Below are 19,721 nucleotides of genomic sequence, written 5' to 3' on the forward strand. Positions count from 1 at the left end.
TTGAAGCAGCGGTCAGAAGCCGCCGCGCGCCGAGCGCCCTACCGCTTCGCCCAGTTGCCATACCGCCATGGCGTAATGGGTGCTGTGGTTATAGCGGGTGATAGTGTAGAAGTTCGGCAGACCGTACCAATACTGGTAGCCGGTGCCGACGTCCAGCCGCAGCAGGCTGGCTTCCTGATTATCGCCGAGCGAACCCTGCGGGCTCAGGCCGGCTTCAGCCAGTGCGGCGACCGAGTAGCGGGTCTTGAAGCCGTTTTCCAACCCCGGCGCCTGGCCGTTGGCCTGAATGGCGACCGGCTCGCCCTTGGACCAGCCGTGCGCCTTGAAGTAATTGGCCACGCTGCCGATGGCATCGACCGGATCCCACAGGTTGATATGCCCATCGCCGTTGAAGTCAACCGCGTAGCTTTTGAAGGAAGAAGGCATGAACTGCCCATAGCCCATCGCGCCGGCGAAGGAGCCGCGCAGCTCGAGCGGATCGTCACCTTCGGTGCGCGACATCAGCAGGAAGGTTTCCAACTCACCGGCGAAGTAATCGGCGCGGCGCGGGTAGTTGAAGGCCAGCGTCGCCAGCGCGTCGATAATGCGGGTTTTACCCATTACGCGGCCCCAGCGGGTCTCCACGCCAATAATCCCCACGATGATCTCCGGCGGCACGCCGTACACCTGCCAGGCGCGCTGCAGCGCATCCTGATATTGATTCCAGAACACCACGCCGTTTTGCACGTTATCCGGGGTGATGAACTTGTTGCGGTAGCGCAGCCAGGAACCGTTCGGTCCGGTTGGCCCCTGAGTAGACGGCGTCGGCGCCTGTCTGTCCATCAGCCGCAGCACCGAGTCCAATCGCCGAGCCTGCGCCAGCACGTCGTGCAGCTGCTGCCGGTCAAACCCGTGTTCCTGCACCATCTTATCGATAAAGCGCGCGGTATTCGGGTTATTGGCGAAATCCCCTCCCAGCGGCGCGCCGCTGTGCGCCGGGCTCAGCAAAAAGCCGCCCTTTACCGGGGTGCTCTGCGGCGTAGCAGTGGTACTGGGTTTCGGCGTGCTGCTACAGGCAGCAAGCAAGGTAATCAGCGGTAAAAGCGCAACCAGGTGACGCATCGGATATCCATAGCCATGCAAGAGATAAGTGGGAGTTATGTTAATGCATTGTTCAACGCGAACAAACAGGATTATGCCGCCAATGACCGCGTCAGGTAGCCAAACGTGCCAAATTGTGACGTTTTGCTCGGTGAAAGGACGCCCTGTGCGGCCGCGTGGAATCTCAACCGCGACTAAATGAGAAAAATTATCACCTTGACGCCCCCGTTTACCCCGCTAGAATGCCCGGCTGCTTGCCATCCGGCCTCCGCCGGGCGGCCAATGATGACGACAACGGACTGTGATGGAATCTCTCGGACAACTCACCAAAGACCTTTACCGCGGGCGCATCTCGCGCAAACCCTTTGTTTTCTCGCTGGCGATCTTCGCCGTTGGCATCGTGCTGCTGTCGTTTCTGTCGACCTATCTGGATAAAAACCATTTTCGCGCCCATGCGCACGGCGACACCGAGGAATTCGTCTCGGTGCTGCTGTATCTGCTGTGCATCATGGTGTGGGCGCTGTTCTGTTTTGGCCTGGTGGCGTGGTTTATGGCCAAAACCGCGTTTCGCCTTAATGATATCGGCCTGCCCGGTTGGGTGCTGGCCGTCACATGCTACGTTTGCTCGGTGCTCAACAACTACTCCCCCGGCCCGGTGGCGCGCTGGCTGCCGCTGTTCAGTCTGGCCGTCATGATCTGCGCCCTGCTGTTGCCGCCCGACGGGCGTCGCAAGCCGCGTGAACATGCCGATTGAGCGCCATTCCGCTCAAGGCTATGGCTATCCGCCGGCCGCGCCGTCACAATAGCGCCTCATTCAGGTTTCAATCAGGGATTGCCATGTACAGCCACTACCCCGCCCATTACACCTTCGATAGCGACAGCGACGCCTGGCAGATCGGTTTCCACGACTTCCCCGAGTGGCAATCTGCCTGCTATAAACGCGAAGACATCGAGCTGGAAGCGCAGGAAAGCCTGCTGGCCGCCATCGCCGCCGCGATGGATGAAGGTCTGCCTCTGCCCGCCCCTTCTCCTGCGCAAACCGATGACTTGAAAGTACACCTGCCGGCGCTGGTGGCGCTGAAGATCGAACTGCACAATGCCATGCTACGCAAAAACACCGGCAAAGCGGCGCTGGCGCGCAAGCTGGGATTCAACGGCGGGCAAATGGAGCGGTTGCTGGATATCGGCTACGCCTCGAAGGTTGAAGCGCTGGAGCAGGCGTTGTATCTGCTGGGCTACGAAGTGCGCGTGACAATAAACGAAGTTTGCCAATAGGTTAGCAACAGGTAAGCAAAATATTATCCGCAGGGGCTAAATTTTCCTCCATTCGCGCCGATGTGATCGTTACCTAATCACTTGTCGCAACAACGAAGGCTAAAAATGGAGTGGAGTCGCCGTCATATTTGGGCCGTTATTCTGCTGTCTTGTCTCGTTTTTTGGGGCATTCTGGCGACCGGCATCAACGCCGTCGCCTGAGCGCCTGCACCACATTGAATACCCCGATTTTAAAACCCCGCAGCGGCAGGCTACTTCCTGTCGCTTGCCCATAAAAAGCGTTATAAAACAGTCCGCGCTGTGCAAAAAACAGCCGAAAATTGTGATCAAAAACACAGTATTGAAATCAGACCAGTATTGAGAGTACATTAGCGCCGATCCTGTCGCGGTTCGGATTTTACCTCACGGAGCATGAGGCGCGACAACCGGACAGCCCGCGCTCGAGGACGTTGTTCTTTCGCTTGGAAGAATCCGCCCGACAAGCAGGCTGCCCATAAAATACTCAGCACAACAATCGGGATCATTGCTGGCGAGGACTCCAGACAGGAGTTGTTCAGTGAAATATTTTTTGATGGGCGTGTCATTCATGCTGGTTGCCTGGGTTGGCACCTTCATGTTGATGGTTGCCTGACGGTAGCCAGACCAGGAACACAGCCAAAGGGACGCGCAAGCGTCCCTTTGTCGTTTCTGTTAACGATCATTTGCCCGGCATCATGCGGCGCAAGGTGTCGTCCTTACGCAGGTAGTGATGAAACAGCGCCGCCAACGCATGTGCGCCAATGATAAAGTAGCCGATATTCGCCAGCGTCTCATGAACCGTTTTGACCAGCCTGCGCATCACCGGATCCGGTGTCACCCATTGCGGTACCGGCCACCCCAGTAAAGTCCACGATTTCCCGCCGTAGGCCAGGGTTAACACGCCCAGCAGCGGCAACATCAGGAAGACCACGTACAGCAGCCAATGGAAGATCTTGGCACCCACTTCCTGCCATTCCTCCAGCGGCGGCGTGGTCGGCGGCGCAGCGTGGAAAGCGCGCATGGCCAACCGAATCAGCATCAGGGCAAAAACCGATACCCCAAAGTTAAAGTGCAGAGTTTTGACCAGCGGCGCCCACGCCTCCGGCACCGAATCCTTCAGCAACATCGCCGCATAGGTGAGGATCACCATCAGCAAAGTCAGCCAATGTAAAACGATTTGCGATCGCGCGTAGCGGTTGCTCATACACTCTATCCAAAAAATAAAATTCAGCGTAGTTGAGCATAATGGGGAAATAATGAAGAAAACCTTGGGACGGAAAAAATAAGGCCGGGCGAACGCCCGGCCTGACAGGATTATTTGGCGCTGCCGGCTTTGCCCGGCTTCAGCAGCCCGTCCGCGCGGAACATCGCCTTGATACCGCGCACCGCCTGGCGGATTCGGTCCTGGTTCTCGATCAGCGCGAAACGCACGTGGGTATCGCCGTAGTCGCCGAAGCCGATGCCCGGCGAGACGCAGACCTTGGCTTCCGCCAGCAGGCGTTTGGCAAATTCCAGCGAACCGAGGTGGGCATAAGGCTCGGGAATTTTCGCCCACACGTACATCGACGCCTTCGGGTTTTCCACCATCCAGCCCGCCTCATGCAGCCCCTTCACCAACACGTTGCGGCGCTGCCGATACTGCTCGGCGATATCGCGCACGCACTGCTGATCGCCTTCCAGCGCGGCGATGGCCGCCACCTGCAGCGGCGTAAAGGTCCCGTAGTCGTGATAGCTCTTGATGCGCGCCAGCGCGCTGACCAGTTCGGGATTGCCGACCATGAACCCGATGCGCCAGCCGGCCATGTTATAGCTTTTCGACAGGGTGAAGAACTCCACCGCGATGTCTTTCGCCCCCGGCACCTGCATGATCGACGGCGCTTTCCAGCCGTCATAAACGATATCGGCATAGGCCAGATCGTGGATCACCAGCACGTTGTACTGTTTGGCCAGCGCCACCACCCGCTCGAAGAAATCCAGCTCCACGCACTGCGCGGTCGGGTTGGACGGGAAGCCGAGGATCATCATTTTCGGGCGCGGAATGGTTTCCCGAATGGCGCGCTCCAGCTCACCGAAGAAATCCACACCGTCCACCAGCGGCACCGAGCGCACCTGGGCGCCGGCGATCACCGCGCCGTAAATGTGGATCGGGTAGCTGGGGTTCGGCACCAGTACCGTATCGCCATGATCGAGGGTCGCCAGCATCAGGTGCGCCAGCCCCTCTTTCGAACCGATAGTGACGATGGCTTCGCTTTCCGGATCGATATCCACCTGATAACGATCGGCATACCAGCGCGAAATGGCGCGGCGCAGGCGTGGAATGCCGCGCGAGGTAGAGTAACCGTGGGTATCGTCGCGCTGGGCGACGGCGCACAGTTTTTCCACGATGTGCGGCGGCGTCGGGCCGTCGGGGTTCCCCATGCTGAAATCGATAATATCCTCACCGCGACGGCGTGCGGCCATCTTCAGTTCGGCGGTGATGTTGAATACGTAAGGGGGAAGGCGTTCAATGCGCGTGAAACGGCGCTGTGGACTGTTATCAGCCATAGGGGATTCCTCGATAGACGTTAGCGCCCGGACCGTCCGAGCGACGCTGGCCAGCGAACTGACCGAATATCGAACATAGCGCAGCGCCGACGAGCTTGTCGATACCTGGCGCGATATTTTTATTTGCCGCCCTGAAACTCCGTCGCCAACAGCCCGAACAGCCAGTCGTCGCACCACTGATCCGCCAGACGGTAGTTGTCGCGCAGCGTGCCTTCCAGCTGAAAACCGCACGACTCCAGCAGGCCACGCGAGGCGAGATTGCCCGCGGTCACGGTGGCGGTCAATTTGTGAAAACCGCAGGCGTTCACCGCAAAATCCAGCACTGCCCGTAGCGACTCCTTGCCATAGCCCTTGCCCTGCCCGGAAGGCAAACTCCCGTATCCCACTTCCGCCTGCCGATACGGCGCCCAGTGCGGGCGAAAGCCGGTAATGCCCACCGCCTCTCCGCTGTGCTTCTCACGCATCACCAGACACAACCACTGCTCGCCGTGTTTGTCCCAGGCCGGCAGCCGCTCTTCGAACCGTGCGCGGATCTCCGCTTCGCTGCGCGGATCGGAGATGTAACGGATCACCTCGGGATCTTGGTACAGGCGCAGAAACAGCGGCCAATCCTCGGCGGTTATCGACTGTAAGTGCAGACGTTCAGTGACCAGCTTCATAAAATCTCCGAAAAACGAAAAAGAGGAACTTACGAATGAAAGATATCTCTTTATTTTCCCCGATTGGTTGCCGATAATCATTCACGTTAAAACCACAAAACCTTAACGTCTTGCCCGATTCCCTACAACTGCCCGCCGCCGTTATCCACGCGGCACCAGGAGAACACCATGGCCTCTTTAGTCATCGACGATATTCCGCAGACGATCGTTAACGTCAAGCGCCAGCTGCGCCAGGCATTGCCGAACTACCGCGACGTCTTTCTAGCGCTGGAAGAGAACATCCGCGGCCAGGTCGAACAGATCCGCCGCGAGCTGGCCGCCGGCCATAATCCGGTGCCGCAGATCGACGCAGAAGATATCCTGCAGCAGCGCGTCAGCGAGCAGCAAATAGCGCTGATCAAACAGCGCGGCGCCTGCGCCATTCGCGGCGTGTTCCCCCGCGCCAAGGCCGAAGGCTGGAACCGGGAAATCGGCGACTACCTTGAGCGCAACAACTTCGTCGAACGGTTGAAAAACGCCGCCGAAGACAACTATTTCGGCAAGTTGGCCGCCAGCAAGCCGCAGATTTACGGCATCTATTGGTCAAAACCGCAGGTTGAAGCGCGGCAGGATGCGCGCATGCATGCGGTGCAGGTGTTCCTCAACAGCCTGTGGGCCACCGAGAGCAACGGCAAACAGCATTTCGATCCGACCCGCGTCGCCACCTACGCCGATCGCACCCGCCGCCGCCCGCCGAACTCCTCGTCGCTGGGCCTGTCACCGCACGTCGACAGCGGCACCATTGAGCGCTGGCTGGACGAAAACTTCCGCTATGTATATCGCCACGTTTTCTCCGGCGACTGGCAGCAGTACGATCCCTTCGCCGCCGACGGCCGCACCGAGGTGCGCGAAATAGCCTCCCCGGCGGTCTGCTCGATGTTCCGCACCTTCCAGGGTTGGACGGCGCTGACGCCGCAGCGCACCAACGCCGGCACGCTGAACCTGGTGCCGATCGCCAACGCCATGGCCTATGTGTTGCTGCGCGCGCTGCAGGACGACGTCGCCGACGACGATCTGTGCGATGCGGCACCGGGCCGCGCGCTGTCGATCTCGGAAAAGTGGCATCCCCTTTTATTAAGTGGGATTTCCCCCATTCCCGATCTGGAGCCGGGCGACACGGTCTTTTGGCACTGCGATGTGATCCACGCGGTGGAGAACGAGCATAACGGCGAGTTCGACAGCAACGTGATGTACATCGCTGCCGCGCCGGGCTGCGAGAAAAACGACGCCTATCTGCAGCGCCAGCTGCCGAGCTTTATCGACGGCAGAACGCCGCCAGACTTCGCCCCTGACGACTTCGAGGTGGATTTCGACGGCCGCGCCACCGTCGACCTGCTGACGCCACTGGGCAAAGCGCAGCTCGGCATGGGCTGATCCCCCGCCCGTGGCGCACGCCACGGGCCCCTTTCGCTGTGGTATACTGCCGCCATCCGTAAGCCGCAGCGAGAACCCGTCGTGCACCCTTTTTTTGAAATGCTGTTGGCGGTGTTTGATCGCGCCGCGCTGATGTTGATCTGTCTGTTTTTCCTGACCCGCACCCGGCTGTTCCGCCAACTGCTGCAAAAAGAAGACCATACGCCGCTCGAGCTCGGCATCGTCACGGCGATCTTCTCGCTGTTCGCGCTGTTCAGCACCTACTCCGGCATCAACGTCGAAGGATCGCTGGTTAACGTGCGCGTCATCGCCATCATGGCCGGCGGCATCCTGTTCGGCCCCTGGGTGGGGATCGTCACCGGCATCATCGCCGGCGTGCACCGTTATCTGATCGACATCGGCGGCATCACCTCGGTGCCTTGTCTTATCACCAGCATCATCGCCGGCATCAGCGCCGGTTACATCAACCTCAAGGTGAAAAAAGAGCAGCGCTGGCGTGCCGGCATCGTCGGCGGCATGCTGTGCGAATCCCTCACCATGCTGCTGATCGTGCTATGGGCCAAGCCGACCGAGCTTGGGCTGGACATCGTGTCGCAGATCGCCCTGCCGATGATCCTCGGTACGGTGTGCATCGGCCTGATCGTGCTGCTGGTACAGAGCGTCGAGGATGAGAAAGAAGTGATCGCCGCGCGCCAGGCCAAACTGGCGCTGGATATTGCCCACAAGACGCTGCCCTATTTCCGCAACATCAACAGCGAATCGCTGGCCACCATCTGCGATATCATTCGCCAGGACATCCGCGCCGACGCGGTGGCGATCACCGATACCCACCAGGTGCTGGCCTACGTCGGCGTAGGGCGTGAAGCCTACCCGATCGGCCGCGAAGGGCTGAGCCGCGTCACCCGCGAAAGCATTCGCCACGGCAAAATCATCATCAAGAACAACCTGGAAAACCCGGCCGCGCCGCAGATCCATTCGCAGCTGGTGGTACCGCTGTGGGAAAAAGGCGAAGTGACCGGCGCGCTGAAAATCTACTACTGCCACGCCCACCAGATCACCAACACACTGAAGGTGATGGCGGTCGGGCTGTCGCAGATCATCTCCACGCAGATGGAGGTTTCGCGCATCGAACACCTGCGCCAGATGGCGGATAAAGCCGAAATGCGCGCACTGCAGAGCAAGATTAACCCGCACTTCCTGTTCAACGCGCTGAACGCCATCTCTTCCTCCATTCGCCTGAATCCGGACACCGCGCGCCAGCTGATCATCAACCTGTCGCGCTACCTGCGCTACAACCTGGAGCTGAACGATGAACTGATCGATATCCGCAAGGAGCTGCATCAGATCCAGGATTACATCGCCATCGAACAGGCGCGTTTCGGCGCCAAGCTGACGGTAATTTACGACATCGACGACGACGTCTCGGTGCGTATTCCGAGCCTGCTGATCCAACCGCTGGTGGAGAACGCCATCGTGCACGGCATCCAACCCTGCAAGGGGAAAGGGGTGGTGGTGATCGCGGTGAAAGATCAGGGCGACCGGGTGAAGATTTCGGTGAAGGATACCGGCCACGGCATCAACCAGGAAACCATCGACCGGGTGGCGCGCAACGAAATGCCGGGCCACAATATCGGCCTGCTTAACGTGCATCACCGCGTGTCGCTGCTGTACGGCGAGGGATTGCATATCCGCCGCCTGGAGCCGGGCACCGAAATCGCGTTCTACATCAGCAAAAACGGCGGCAAGCTGCATCAGGAGCCGAGCGCGCCGCCGGTCGGGGAGGCCTCATGAAAGCCATCATCGTGGAAGACGAATTCCTCGCGCAGGAAGAACTCAGCTACCTGATCAAGAAACACAGCAATATCGATATCGTCGCCACCTTCGAGGATGGCCTCGACGTCCTCAAATACCTGCAGACTCACCAGGTCGACGCCATTTTCCTCGATATCAACATCCCGTCGCTGGACGGCGTGTTGCTGGCGCAAAACATCAGTAAATTCGCGCATCGCCCGTCGATCGTGTTCATCACCGCCTATAAAGAGCACGCGGTGGAAGCGTTCGAGATCGAAGCGTTCGACTATATCCTCAAGCCCTATCACGAGGCGCGCATCGTCACCATGCTGCAAAAGCTGGAGGCGCTGCATCATCGCCCCGCCGGCGCGACGGAGCCGGCCAGCGCGCCGAGCCGCGGCAGCCACAGCATCAACCTGATCAAAGACGAGCGGATCATCGTTACCGACATCAACGACATCTATTACGCCGCCGCCGATGAAAAGGTGACGCGGGTCTATACCCGCCGGGAAGAGTTCGTGATGCCGATGAACATCACCGAGTTTTACGGCCGGCTCCCGGAAGAACATTTCTTCCGCTGCCATCGCTCTTACTGCGTTAACCTGGCGAAGATCCGCGAGATCGTCCCCTGGTTCAACAATACCTACATTCTGCGGCTGAGCGATCTCGAGTTTGAAGTGCCGGTCAGCCGCAGCAAGGTGAAAGAGTTCCGCAAGCTGATGCGCCTGTAAGCGCTTACCAGCGCGGGCCCGGACGGTAGTAATAGCCGGGCGGCGGCGGTGGCGGCATGCGGTAATGCGGCCGATCTCGCCAGTCGCGCCGCGGTGGCCCGTAGTAAATCACCCGTGGCGGCGGGCCGTAATAGTACCCGCGCGGGCGTTCATACCGGTGATGATCGGCCCACCAACGCGGATCGCGCCAGCGATAGCCGTCCCAGTAGTGGCCGCGATTGTCGCGATCGCCGATATGCAACGACAGGCCCGGCACGTTCACGCCGATGGACACGTCGGCCTGGCTCGCCAGCGGCAGCGCCAGCAGCGCGGCCAGTAACAACAGCGTTTTTTTCATTTCATGGACTCCTGCAGAGCGGACCTCGTCCGATCGCAGATAACATAGTCCCGCGCTCATCGCCGCTCTATAGGCGCAATGCCGATTTACGCCTTTCAGACGCATCCTTCACAATCTCACCACAATCGTTCACCGCCGATTAACAATAAATCGTTGATATCTTTGATGTAGATCACGTGTCACCCCCGGCATTTCACGCACTTTTCGGCGCAAAAACGGCAACTCACGCCGCATAACATGCATTTCATTCCTTCCGTCGTGCAACTCATTCCCGATCCGCCGCCCGCCGGGGGTGCCGGCCATATAATAAGCCCATACCGCGGGAACACAGATTCACCCCGCAAATTTCAGCCAGCGGCTCACGCCCGGCAACGCACACACAGGAAGGAGACCGGCCATGAACACCAAACCGGCAAATCGCAGCTTAATCGTTCTCGGCACCATCATCTGCCAGATGGGTCTGGGCACCATCTACACCTGGAGCCTGTTCAACCAGCCGCTGGTCGACAAGTTCCACTGGGGGCTGGCGGACGTTGCCACCACCTTCTCCATCACCAGCTTCTTCCTGGCCTTCGCCACGCTGTTCGCCGGCAAGCTGCAAGAACGCTTCGGCATCCGCAATCTGACGCTGTGTTCCGGCATCCTGGTCGGCCTGGGTCTCATCGCCAGCGCCCACGTCAGCTCGCTTGACATGATTTACCTGCTGGCCGGCGTGGTGGTGGGCTTTGCGGTCGGTATCGCCTACATCTCCACTCTGTCCAACCTGATTAAGTGGTTCCCCGCCAACAAAGGCCTGATTTCCGGCATCTCCGTCGGCGCCTTCGGCAGCGGTAGCCTGCTGTTCAAATACGTCAACGCCGCCCTGATCGCCGACGTCGGCGTTTCCGGTGCCTTCTTCTACTGGGGTGCCATCGTGATGGGCCTGATCGTCGTCGGCTCCCTGCTGCTGAAAGAGCCGGTGCTGGCGACCAACGCCGCACAGCCAGGCGCCAACGGTCTGGGTAACGACTACAGCGTGCGTCAGATGCTGGCCACCAAAGAAGCCTACCTGCTGTTCACCATCTTCTTCGCTGCCTGCATGAGCGGTCTGTATCTGATTGGCATCGTGAAAGACATGGGCGTTCAGCTGGCCGGGATGGATTTGGCCACTGCCGCCAACACCGTGTCCGCCGTCGCCATCTTCAACACCGCCGGCCGCATCATCCTGGGTACGCTGTCCGATAAAGTGGGCCGCATGCGCGTCATCAGCTTCACCATGCTGGTTACCGTGCTGGCGATTGTCGCCCTGAGCTTCATGACCCTGAACCACACGCTGTTCTTCATCTGCGTCGGCGCGGTGGCCTTCTGCTTCGGCGGCAACATCACCGTGTTCCCGGCAATTGTCGGCGACTTCTTCGGCCTGAAAAACCACAGCAAAAACTACGGCATCATCTACCAGGGTTTCGGCCTGGGCGCGCTGGCCGGTTCGTTCGTCGCCAAATACTTCGGCGGCTTCCACGCCACCTTTATGGTGATTGGCGTCCTGTCCGCCGCTTCTCTGCTGATTACGCTGTTCATCAAAGCGCCGAAGGCGGTGGCAGCGGAAACGGCAGAAACCGCCCAAACGGCGGAGCTGGCCAAAGCCTGATACCCCACGAAAACGACAAGGGGCGCAACCTGTGGGTTGCGCCCCTTTTTTATCGTGCCGCCGCGTTGCTTACAGCTGCATGCCCAGCGTCTGGCGCAGATGCGCGCCGGCCCCCAGCAGGCCCGGTTGGCCATGGGTTATCATGAACACCGGAATGTCTCGCACATAGTCGCGGAAGCGCCCCTTGTCTTCGAAAGCGGCGCGGAAGCCCGAGGCCTTGAAGAATTCCATAAAGCGCGGCACGATGCCGCCGGCAATGTACACGCCGCCAAAGGTGCCCAGATTCAGCGCCAGGTTGCCGCCGAAGCGCCCCATGATCACGCAAAACAGCGACAGCGCGCGGCGGCAATCGATGCAGCTGTCAGCCAGCGCCCGCTCGGTGATGTCTTTCGGCTCCCATTTTTCCGGCAGGCGGTTGTCCGCCTTGACGATGGCGCGATACAGGTTGACCAGGCCCGGCCCGGACAGCACGCGCTCGGCGGAAACGTGCCCCACTTCACCACGCAGCACCTCCAGAATAATGTCTTCTTCTTCGCTGTTCGGCGCGAAATCGACATGGCCGCCCTCGCCCGGCAGGCTGACCCAGCGGCGATCGACCTGCACCAGGTGGGCAACGCCCAGCCCGGTGCCGGCACCGTACACCGCGATCGGTTTGCCCGGCTGCGCATCGCCGCCGCCAAACTGCAGCACGTCGTCCGGCGAGAGCATCGGGATCGCCATCGAGACGGCGGTGAAATCGTTGATCACTTCCAGATGACTCAGCCCCAGGCTGGCCTTCATTTCTTTGATAGAGAACGCCCAGCTGTGGTTGGTCATCGCCACCCAGTCTTCCGTCACCGGGCAGGCGATCGCGATACAGGCATCCTGCACCTCGATATCGCACGCTTTCAGGTAGTGGCGGATCACCGCCTCCAGGCTGTCGAACTCCAGGCCGGAATAGGTTTTCGCCTGGGTAATCTCACCCGTCGCAACAGTGCACAACGCCAGGCGGGCATTGGTGCCGCCAACATCACCCACGAGGGCATAGGTCATTGATTTCGTCTCCGCAAAATGAAAAATAAAAAGCTGCCCACACTGTAAAATCCTGCTGCGAAAACAACAATCACCCGCCTCGGATCTGCGCCCCAATAGCGATCCGGATCACAAAAAACGTTTCAGCTTGCCCGTGATGCCGCGATTTGAAACAAATTGCGGCAAAAAACGCGCCGCCGCGACTGTTAACCGTCATCGACGCCGGGCAATATCAATGCGTGCCTGCTCGCCGATAGTCTGGCAAGCTGTGGCCACTGCCAACCACCCGCTCTCCCTGCCCTGCATGGAGGCATCGACAAGGGATTATCCATGCTGCATCCGCGCGCCAATGCCATGTTGGCCTTTGCTTTGCCTGCGCTGATTATCGGTTCCGCCTCCAGTCTGGTGCTGCTATTGATGATGAAAGTCGCCGCTACGCTGCAGCAATGGCTGTGGGTGACGCTGCCCGACGCGCTGAGCCTGGATGCCCAGGCACCCTGGTGGCCGCTCGGCATGCTGACGCTGACCGGCGTGGCGGTCGGCCTGATCGTGCGCTACATGCCGGGCCACGCCGGGCCGGATCCGGCGACGGAATCGCTGATCGGCATGCCGCTGCCGCTCTCCGCCCTGCCGGGGCTGGGATTGGCGCTGATCGTCGGCCTGGCCGGCGGCGTCAGCCTGGGGCCGGAAAACCCGATCACCGCCATCAATATCGCGCTGGTGGCGGCGGCGGGGGCGCGCCTGCTGCCGAAGGTGCCGCGCATGGACTGGATCATCCTGGCGGCCGCGGGCACCATCGGCGCGATGTTCGGCACGCCGGTCGCCGCCGCACTGATCTTCTCGCAAACCCTGGCGGGCAATAACGAAACGCCGCTGTGGGATCGGCTGTTCGCCCCGCTGGTGGCCGCCGCCGCCGGCGCGGTCACCACCCAGATGTTCTTCGTACCCAATTTCGCCCTGCAGCTCGACGCCTACGACGTAACGCGACTGCCGGACATCTTCAGCGGCGCCATCGTAGCGCTGATCGCCATCGCGCTCGGCATGGTGGCGCTGTGGTGCTTCCCACACGTTCACCGCCTGTTCCATTCGATGAAGAATCCGGTGTTGATGTTAGGACTGGGTGGCTTTGTGCTGGGCCTGCTGGCGCTGGTGGGCGGAGAGATTACCCTGTTCAAAGGGCTGGATGAAATGAAGCGCCTCGCGGCAGACGGCAACTATTCGGTGCCGGCGCTGTTGACCGTTACCCTGACCAAGCTGGCGGCGCTGGTGATCGCCGCCGCCAGCGGCTTTCGCGGCGGGCGCATCTTCCCGGCGGTGTTCGTCGGGGTGGCGCTGGGGCTGATGCTGCACCAGCACGTTCCGGCGGTGCCGGCGGCGATCACCGTCTCCTGCGCCATTATGGGGCTGGTGCTGGTGGTCACGCGCGACGGCTGGCTCAGCCTGTTCATGGCGGTGGCGGTGGTGCCGGATCTGCACCTGCTGCCCGTCTTATGCATCGTGATGCTGCCCGCCTGGCTGACGCTGGCAGGCAAACCGCTGATGCTGGTGAACCGCCGGCAACCGCCGCACGACGATTAGTCCAGCGCGAACGCCGCGGCGGCGCGGGCGTGGATCGCGGTGGTGTCGAACACCGGCACCGACGCATCCCGCTCGCTCACCAGCAACCCTATCTCGGTGCAGCCGAAAATAATCCCCTGCGCGCCCTGTTGCTCCAGGTCGCTGATGATCCGGCGATACTCATCGCGCGAGGCGTCGCGAATGTTACCGAGGCACAGCTCGTCATAGATGATGCGGTGCACGATGTCACGATCGGCGCTGACCGGCGTCACCACATCAATGCCGTGCAATTCCTGCAGGCGGCCGCGGTAGAAGGTCTGCTCCATGGTAAAACGCGTGCCCAGCAGCCCGACGCGGCGAATGTTTTTTTCCCGCACCTGCAGCGCCGTGGCGTCGGCGATGTGAATCAGCGGCAGGCCGCTGGCCTGCTCGACCGCCTCCGCCACCTTGTGCATGGTGTTGGTGCAGATCACGATGGCTTCGGCGCCGGCGGCGCGCAAAGCCACGGCGGCCTCGGCCAGCAGCCGGCCGGCACCATCCCAATCGCCCTGATGCTGCAAGCGTTCAATTTCCTGAAAATCGACGCTGTAGAGCACGATTTTGGCCGAATGCAGCCCGCCGAGGCGCGCCTTTACCTGCTCGTTGATGGTGCGGTAATACGGAATGGTGGATTCCCAACTCATGCCGCCCAGCAGACCCAACACTTTCATCCTTCGTTCCTCAGCATTTCCGACGATCCTCTGACCTTACCTGAGAATCGCCGGGCTGACGACGCCTTATTTGACGCCGGAATTGATCGGCTGGCGCGCTTCGAACCAGCGCTGGCGCAGCGTGTCGTACAGCCAGTTATAGGCCATGGTGTACGGCAGGAAGAACAGGAAGAAACCGATTTCCAGCATAAACGCCTGCGCCCAGGAGATACTCAGCATCCAGGCGGCGATCGGCACGCCGATCAGGATAAAACCGGCTTCAAAGCCGACGGCGTGCAGCGCACGCACCTTCAGGTTACGCACCACCCGGCTGGCCGGCCACAGACGGTCGAACACCGTGTTGTAAACCATGTTCCACAGCATCGCGACGGTGGAGAGCATCACCGCCAACGCACCGACCTGCACCATTGAGCGGTTCAGCAGCCACGCGCCCAGCGGGGCGCAAACCATCACGGCGATGGCCTCGAAACCGACGGCGTGGACGATACGTTCAATGAGAGACTTGTTTTGCAGTTGCATACATCACCTTTTTTTCAACAGTTGTTGCGAAAGCCAGGTGATTATCATCGCTTTTTTGGGTAGATTAAAAATAGGTTCCATCGATAAAGTAGATATATGCACTATTCACCGGAAGCGTTACAGGCGTTCGTAGAAGCCGCCGCCCTCGGCTCATTTTCCGCCGCCGCGCGCAAGCTGCGTAAAAGCCAATCCACCGTCAGTACCGCCATCGCCAATCTGGAGGCCGACCTGGCATTGACGCTGTTCGATCGCAGCGCGCGCCAGCCGGTGCTCACCGCCGCCGGCCGCAAAGTGCTGGGGCACGTACAGGCGATCCTCGCGGCCAGCGAACGGCTCGACGCCCTGAGCATTCAGCTGGCGGGCGAGGTTGAACCGCGCCTGAGCATGGTGTTTTCCGATACCTACCAGCCCAAGCATCACGATCGGTTGATGCAGCTGTTCGAACAGCGCTACCCGGAGATTGAACTGGAATGGATGATCGCCGAGGAAGACGACGTTATCGATCTGCTGCAAAGCGGCCGCGCGCATTTGGGCATGGTAGAAGTGCAAAAACGTTATCCGCCGGATATCGCCTTCTCCCGGCTGCCTGAGCAGACCGAAATGGGGCTGTTCGTCGCCCATCAGCATCCGCTGGCGCAGGTCGCCGCGCCGACGCCAGAGCAATTGTCCAGCACCCGCCAACTGATCCTCAATACCTACACCGGCGCCGAGGCGGCCAGACAGGGTGGCCTGGTCTGGTCGGCGCCCAGCTATCTGCTGTTGCTGGAAATGGCGGAACAAGGATTCGGTTGGGCGGTGTTGCCGCACTGGCTGGTGCAGCAATACGGCCACGGCAGGCTCACCCAGCTGCGGCCGCGCGGCTGGCCAAAACTGATTTCGGTGGATGCGGTATGGTCCAAACTGACCCCGCCGGGCCCGGCGGGGTTCTGGATGCTGGAGCGCCTACTGGGCGATACCCTGCCCTAAGCGGCGGCGTTGCGCGCCTGAATGGCGCGGGAGACGGTATCGAGAAGTTCCGGAATGTCCATCTTCGGCAGCATCACTTCGATGAAGGCCAGCCGTTCGTCGTCCGCTACCTCGCGCAGCGCCTGACGCAATCCGTCCGGATCGCTGACCCGCAACGCCTTCACGGGCCGCTCACCGGCCAACGCCGACGGCAGCTGCGTCCAGTTCCAGCGCGCGATGTCGTTATAACGTTGCTCCGGCCCGTGGATCGCGCGTTCAACGGTATACCCCTGATTGTTCAGCACGAAGATCACCGGTTTAAGCCCGTCGCGCAGCATCGATCCCAGTTCCTGCACGGTCAGCTGCGCGGCGCCGTCGCCGATCAGCAATACTGCCCGGCGCTGCGGTTCGGCGGTCTGCACGCCGAACGTCGCCGGCAGGGTATAGCCGATCGATCCCCAGAGCGACTGCACGATCAGCCGGCAGCCGCGCGGCAATGTCAGCGCCGCCGCGCCGAAACAGGCGGTGCCCTGATCGGCCAGCACGATATCCCCCGGCAGCAGGAAATCCTGTATCTGCCGCCAGAAGGCGTGCTGATCCAACCCTTCCCCATTGCCTTCCGGCAGGGCCGGGCGGACGATCGGCGGCAACGGCCAACGCGACGCCAGCGACAGACTCAGGCGATGCAGCGCCTGTACCGCCTCGCGCATCGGGATGCGGCTAAAACACCGCCGCCCAACCCAGGCTTCGAACGGCTGAATATCGATGCATTTTTCCACCGGCAGATGATGCGTGAAACCGGCGGTAATGGTGTCGGTCAAACGCACCCCGACGTTGATCACCACATCGGCGTTTTCGATAAGCTGTTTCACCGCCGGATCGCTGGCGCCACCGCAGTAGGTACCGACAAAACCGGCGCGGTTCTCATCCAGCACGCCCTTGCCGAGCAGCAGCGTAGCGTGCGGAATGTCGACCTCCTGCAGCCACTCGTCCAGCACCCCTTCGGCGCCGAAGCGATCGGCCAGGAAATCCGCCAACAATGACACCCGCCGCGCCGACAGCAGCTTTTCGCGCGCCGCGGCGATAAATGCCTGCAATGCGCTCTGCGACAGTTTGGCCTGGCGCAGCATCAGCGGCGCCGGTTTACTCGGCAGCGGCGCCTGCGCGACGTCGCTGGGCAACATCAGATAAACCGGGCGATGTTCCAGCAAGGCGACGCCGATCAGGCGGTCTATCTCCATCGCGGCGTTATCGGCGGTCAGATTGGCCTGCGCGACGGTCACCTCTTTGGCGATCCGGGCGAAGTGGGTGAAGTCGCCATCCCCCAGCGAATGATGCAACAAATCACCGGCGCGCTGGGCGCGCTGCGCCGGGGTGCCGACCACGTGGATCACCGGCAGGTATTCGGCGTAGCTGCCGGCCACCCCGTTCAACGCGCTTAGCTCGCCGACGCCAAACGTGGTGAGCAGCGCGGCCGCCGGTTTGCAGCGCGCGTAGCCATCGGCGGCGTAGGCGGCGTTCAATTCGTTGGCGCAGCCTACCCAGGTGATTTGCGGATGAGCGAGAACATGATCAAGAAATTGCAGGTTGTAATCCCCCGGCACGCCGAAGAAATGACGGATGCCGATTTGGGCCAGACGATCGAGAAGATAATCGGCCACCGTATAGGTCTGAGTCATGATCATCACCTGTCTGCAGCTGGAGCGATTATCTTAATTATCGAAGATGCCGTTCAAATTTCGAACAAACGCTCCGGCATCGAACGGCAACCTGGCGTTACATGCCGGCGCTGTGATCGCTCCCCCGGCAGCGTGGTGTGGAAACGTATACACTCAAAGCACTTCACCTCTCGCCGACAAGGATAACTATGTCCTACCAAGCCTCCCCTACGCGTTATCAAGATATGGAATACCGGCGCTGTGGCCGCAGCGGGCTGAAGCTGCCCGCCGTCTCGCTCGGGCTGTGGCACAACTTCGGCGACGCCACGCTGTATGACAACGCCCGCGGCCTGATCCGCTGCGCCTTCGATCGCGGCATTACCCATTTCGATCTGGCCAATAACTACGGCCCGCCGCCCGGCGCCGCCGAGGAGAACTTTGGCCGCATTCTCAACGCCGATCTGCGGGCCTGGCGCGATGAGCTGATCGTCTCATCCAAAGCCGGTTACACCATGTGGCCCGGCCCCTACGGCGATTGGGGCTCGAAAAAGTACCTGGTCGCCAGCCTCGATCAGAGCCTGAAGCGCATGGGATTGGAGTATGTGGATATCTTTTACCACCACCGGCCGGATCCGGACACGCCGCTGGAAGAAACCATGGCGGCGCTGGATTTGTTGGTGCGCCAGGGCAAAGCGCTGTATGTCGGCCTGTCCAACTACCCGGCCGAGCGCGCGCGGCAGGCGTTCGACATTCTGCAGCGGCTCGGTACGCCGTGCGTGATCCACCAGCCCAAGTATTCGATGTTGGAACGCACGCCGGAGGCGGAATTGCTGGATACGCTGGCGGAGCATGGCGTCGGCGCGATCGCCTTCTCGCCGCTGGCGGGCGGCCTGCTGACCGACCGCTACCTGCACGGCGTCCCGCAAGATTCCCGCGCCGCCAGCGGCAGCCGCTTCCTGCAGCCGGAGCAGTTGACCGACGAGCGGCTGGACAAGGTGCGCCGCCTCGATGCGCTGGCGCGGCAACGCGGGCAGAAGCTGTCGCAGATGGCGCTGGCCTGGGTGCTGCGCGGCGATCGCGTTACCTCGGTGCTGATCGGCGCCAGTAAGAATGCGCAGATAGAAGACGCGGTGGGCATGCTGGCCAATCGTCACTTCAGTGAAGAAGAGCTCGCGCAGATCGAGAAAATCTTATTGTAATCGCTTACAAATTCCGCCGCTCAATCGAGCGGCGAGACTCCAGAAAAATCTCAAATCTTGAACTCCCGCACCGTTTTCAGAGTGGCTCTCAGATTCAACCCTATGCGCTGGCGCTATGATGCCGATATTGCAGCAAAATAACGATAAGGCCGCTTTTTTAAACTGATGAACGCGCTTCATAAAGTGACAAACGGCCAAGCCGCGCAAGCGGGAAGGAGAAGCCATGTTTAAACCTCTGCTCTTGGCCGCCATCTTGGCGGCGACGGTACTGCCCGCCGCACAGCAAGCACACGCCGAAGGGATCAGCATCGATCTGATGCCGGGCGTTTCACTGCGCATCGGCGATCAGGACAATCGCGGCCGTTACTGGGACGGTTACGACTGGCGCGATCGCGACTGGTGGCAAGGCCATCAGGGGCGCTATCTCGGCGACCGCAGCCGTCGCGGTTACTACTGGGACGGCTATCGCTGGCGCGACCGCGACTACTGGCGCAAACACTATTACTATCATGAAGGACGCTATCGTAAATACGACAAGCATTACGATAAGCACCATTGGAAGAAAGAGAAAAAGCACCACCACGATCATGACCGCGATCGCTGGCGCCGCCACGGCGATGACGACCGCGATTAACGACGACGGGCCG

20 protein-coding genes are annotated in these 19,721 nt (G+C 60.8%); 11 read left to right on the forward strand and 9 right to left on the reverse strand.

The annotated features are described in order from the left end of the window. Nucleotides 1–12: 12 nt before the first annotated feature. Nucleotides 13–1,101 carry a lytic murein transglycosylase B gene (gene mltB, locus ACMGGW_RS16105; RefSeq protein ID WP_049203736.1) on the reverse strand — a complete coding sequence of 363 codons (1,089 nt, stop codon included), beginning with the start codon at nucleotides 1,099–1,101 and terminating at the stop codon, nucleotides 13–15. 283 nt (nucleotides 1,102–1,384) lie between these two features. Here mltB and ACMGGW_RS16110 point away from each other — a divergent pair, with 283 nt between their 5' ends. From ACMGGW_RS16110 to ypdK, 3 genes are all read left to right on the forward strand, one after another. Next, on the forward strand, nucleotides 1,385–1,834 hold the full coding sequence (locus ACMGGW_RS16110; RefSeq protein ID WP_025303745.1) for a DUF805 domain-containing protein: 450 nt from the start codon (nucleotides 1,385–1,387) through the stop codon (nucleotides 1,832–1,834). An 83-nt stretch (nucleotides 1,835–1,917) separates the two neighbouring features. Then, nucleotides 1,918–2,355, forward strand: a complete 438-nt coding sequence (locus ACMGGW_RS16115) for an antitoxin HicB (protein WP_043140242.1) — start codon at nucleotides 1,918–1,920, stop codon at nucleotides 2,353–2,355. Between the two features lie 556 nt (nucleotides 2,356–2,911). Next, nucleotides 2,912–2,986, forward strand: a complete 75-nt coding sequence (gene ypdK / locus ACMGGW_RS16120) for a membrane protein YpdK (protein ID WP_099782600.1) — start codon at nucleotides 2,912–2,914, stop codon at nucleotides 2,984–2,986. A 66-nt stretch (nucleotides 2,987–3,052) separates the two neighbouring features. Here the strand turns inward: ypdK and ACMGGW_RS16125 are convergent, their stop codons facing one another. From ACMGGW_RS16125 to ACMGGW_RS16135, 3 genes are all read right to left on the reverse strand, one after another. Further along, nucleotides 3,053–3,577, reverse strand: coding sequence for a cytochrome b (locus ACMGGW_RS16125; protein WP_049203738.1), 525 nt, complete (start codon nucleotides 3,575–3,577; stop codon nucleotides 3,053–3,055). Nucleotides 3,578–3,687: 110 nt separating this feature from the next. After that, on the reverse strand, nucleotides 3,688–4,917 hold the full coding sequence (gene alaC, locus ACMGGW_RS16130; RefSeq protein ID WP_016926818.1) for an alanine transaminase: 1,230 nt from the start codon (nucleotides 4,915–4,917) through the stop codon (nucleotides 3,688–3,690). Nucleotides 4,918–5,036: 119 nt separating this feature from the next. Beyond that, complete coding sequence (locus ACMGGW_RS16135) at nucleotides 5,037–5,576, reverse strand: GNAT family N-acetyltransferase (protein ID WP_197832399.1); 540 nt, start codon at nucleotides 5,574–5,576, stop codon at nucleotides 5,037–5,039. 168 nt (nucleotides 5,577–5,744) lie between these two features. On the opposite strand from ACMGGW_RS16135, the gene ACMGGW_RS16140 reads away from it, so the two are divergent. The 3 genes from ACMGGW_RS16140 (at nucleotide 5,745) to ACMGGW_RS16150 (ending at nucleotide 9,511) form a co-directional block, all read left to right on the forward strand. Continuing rightward, nucleotides 5,745–6,989 (forward strand): DUF1479 domain-containing protein, encoded by a 1,245-nt coding sequence (locus ACMGGW_RS16140; protein ID WP_049203742.1) that lies wholly within the window; start codon nucleotides 5,745–5,747, stop codon nucleotides 6,987–6,989. A 99-nt stretch (nucleotides 6,990–7,088) separates the two neighbouring features. Then, nucleotides 7,089–8,780, forward strand: a complete 1,692-nt coding sequence (locus tag ACMGGW_RS16145) for a sensor histidine kinase (RefSeq protein ID WP_025303750.1) — start codon at nucleotides 7,089–7,091, stop codon at nucleotides 8,778–8,780. Then, the gene (locus ACMGGW_RS16150; RefSeq protein WP_025303751.1) at nucleotides 8,777–9,511 is read left to right on the forward strand and encodes a LytR/AlgR family response regulator transcription factor; all 735 of its coding nucleotides are present in this window, start codon (nucleotides 8,777–8,779) and stop codon (nucleotides 9,509–9,511) included. The genes ACMGGW_RS16145 and ACMGGW_RS16150 overlap by 4 nt, the downstream gene beginning before the upstream one ends. Nucleotides 9,512–9,515: 4 nt before the next feature. On the opposite strand, the gene ACMGGW_RS16155 is transcribed toward ACMGGW_RS16150, so the two are convergent. Continuing rightward, nucleotides 9,516–9,848: a DUF2502 domain-containing protein gene (locus ACMGGW_RS16155; protein ID WP_025303752.1), complete on the reverse strand. Its 333-nt coding sequence runs from the start codon at nucleotides 9,846–9,848 to the stop codon at nucleotides 9,516–9,518. Between the two features lie 397 nt (nucleotides 9,849–10,245). Between ACMGGW_RS16155 and ACMGGW_RS16160 the strand changes: the two genes are divergently transcribed. Beyond that, on the forward strand, nucleotides 10,246–11,475 hold the full coding sequence (locus tag ACMGGW_RS16160; RefSeq protein ID WP_060433775.1) for an OFA family MFS transporter: 1,230 nt from the start codon (nucleotides 10,246–10,248) through the stop codon (nucleotides 11,473–11,475). A 69-nt stretch (nucleotides 11,476–11,544) separates the two neighbouring features. On the opposite strand, the gene glk is transcribed toward ACMGGW_RS16160, so the two are convergent. Next, on the reverse strand, nucleotides 11,545–12,507 hold the full coding sequence (glk, locus tag ACMGGW_RS16165) for a glucokinase (protein WP_142591483.1): 963 nt from the start codon (nucleotides 12,505–12,507) through the stop codon (nucleotides 11,545–11,547). Between the two features lie 309 nt (nucleotides 12,508–12,816). Between glk and ACMGGW_RS16170 the strand changes: the two genes are divergently transcribed. Further along, nucleotides 12,817–14,064: an ion channel protein gene (locus ACMGGW_RS16170; protein ID WP_025303755.1), complete on the forward strand. Its 1,248-nt coding sequence runs from the start codon at nucleotides 12,817–12,819 to the stop codon at nucleotides 14,062–14,064. Here the strand turns inward: ACMGGW_RS16170 and ACMGGW_RS16175 are convergent. Both ACMGGW_RS16175 and ACMGGW_RS16180 read right to left on the reverse strand, forming a co-directional pair. After that, nucleotides 14,061–14,753 (reverse strand): aspartate/glutamate racemase family protein, encoded by a 693-nt coding sequence (locus tag ACMGGW_RS16175; protein WP_025303756.1) that lies wholly within the window; start codon nucleotides 14,751–14,753, stop codon nucleotides 14,061–14,063. The two genes, ACMGGW_RS16170 and ACMGGW_RS16175, sit on opposite strands and share 4 nt — an antisense overlap. A 66-nt stretch (nucleotides 14,754–14,819) precedes the next feature. Further along, nucleotides 14,820–15,272, reverse strand: a complete 453-nt coding sequence (locus ACMGGW_RS16180; protein ID WP_025303757.1) for a multidrug/biocide efflux PACE transporter — start codon at nucleotides 15,270–15,272, stop codon at nucleotides 14,820–14,822. A 96-nt stretch (nucleotides 15,273–15,368) separates the two neighbouring features. On the opposite strand from ACMGGW_RS16180, the gene ACMGGW_RS16185 reads away from it, so the two are divergent. Next, nucleotides 15,369–16,238 (forward strand): LysR family transcriptional regulator, encoded by an 870-nt coding sequence (locus ACMGGW_RS16185; protein ID WP_099816969.1) that lies wholly within the window; start codon nucleotides 15,369–15,371, stop codon nucleotides 16,236–16,238. Here the strand turns inward: ACMGGW_RS16185 and ACMGGW_RS16190 are convergent. After that, entirely contained in the window at nucleotides 16,235–17,896 is a 1,662-nt protein-coding gene (locus ACMGGW_RS16190) for an alpha-keto acid decarboxylase family protein (protein ID WP_197832400.1), read from the reverse strand. The two genes, ACMGGW_RS16185 and ACMGGW_RS16190, sit on opposite strands and share 4 nt — an antisense overlap. Before the next feature lie 188 nt (nucleotides 17,897–18,084). Here ACMGGW_RS16190 and mgrA point away from each other — a divergent pair, with 188 nt between their 5' ends. After that, entirely contained in the window at nucleotides 18,085–19,074 is a 990-nt protein-coding gene (gene mgrA, locus ACMGGW_RS16195; protein ID WP_025303760.1) for an L-glyceraldehyde 3-phosphate reductase, read from the forward strand. Between the two features lie 223 nt (nucleotides 19,075–19,297). Continuing rightward, nucleotides 19,298–19,708: a DUF2502 domain-containing protein gene (locus ACMGGW_RS16200; RefSeq protein ID WP_025303761.1), complete on the forward strand. Its 411-nt coding sequence runs from the start codon at nucleotides 19,298–19,300 to the stop codon at nucleotides 19,706–19,708. Nucleotides 19,709–19,721 lie beyond the last annotated feature (13 nt).

Origin of the sequence: Serratia sp. BNK-4 (assembly GCF_048685115.1) — a bacterium.
In the GTDB taxonomy this organism is placed as follows: domain Bacteria; phylum Pseudomonadota; class Gammaproteobacteria; order Enterobacterales; family Enterobacteriaceae; genus Serratia; species Serratia bockelmannii.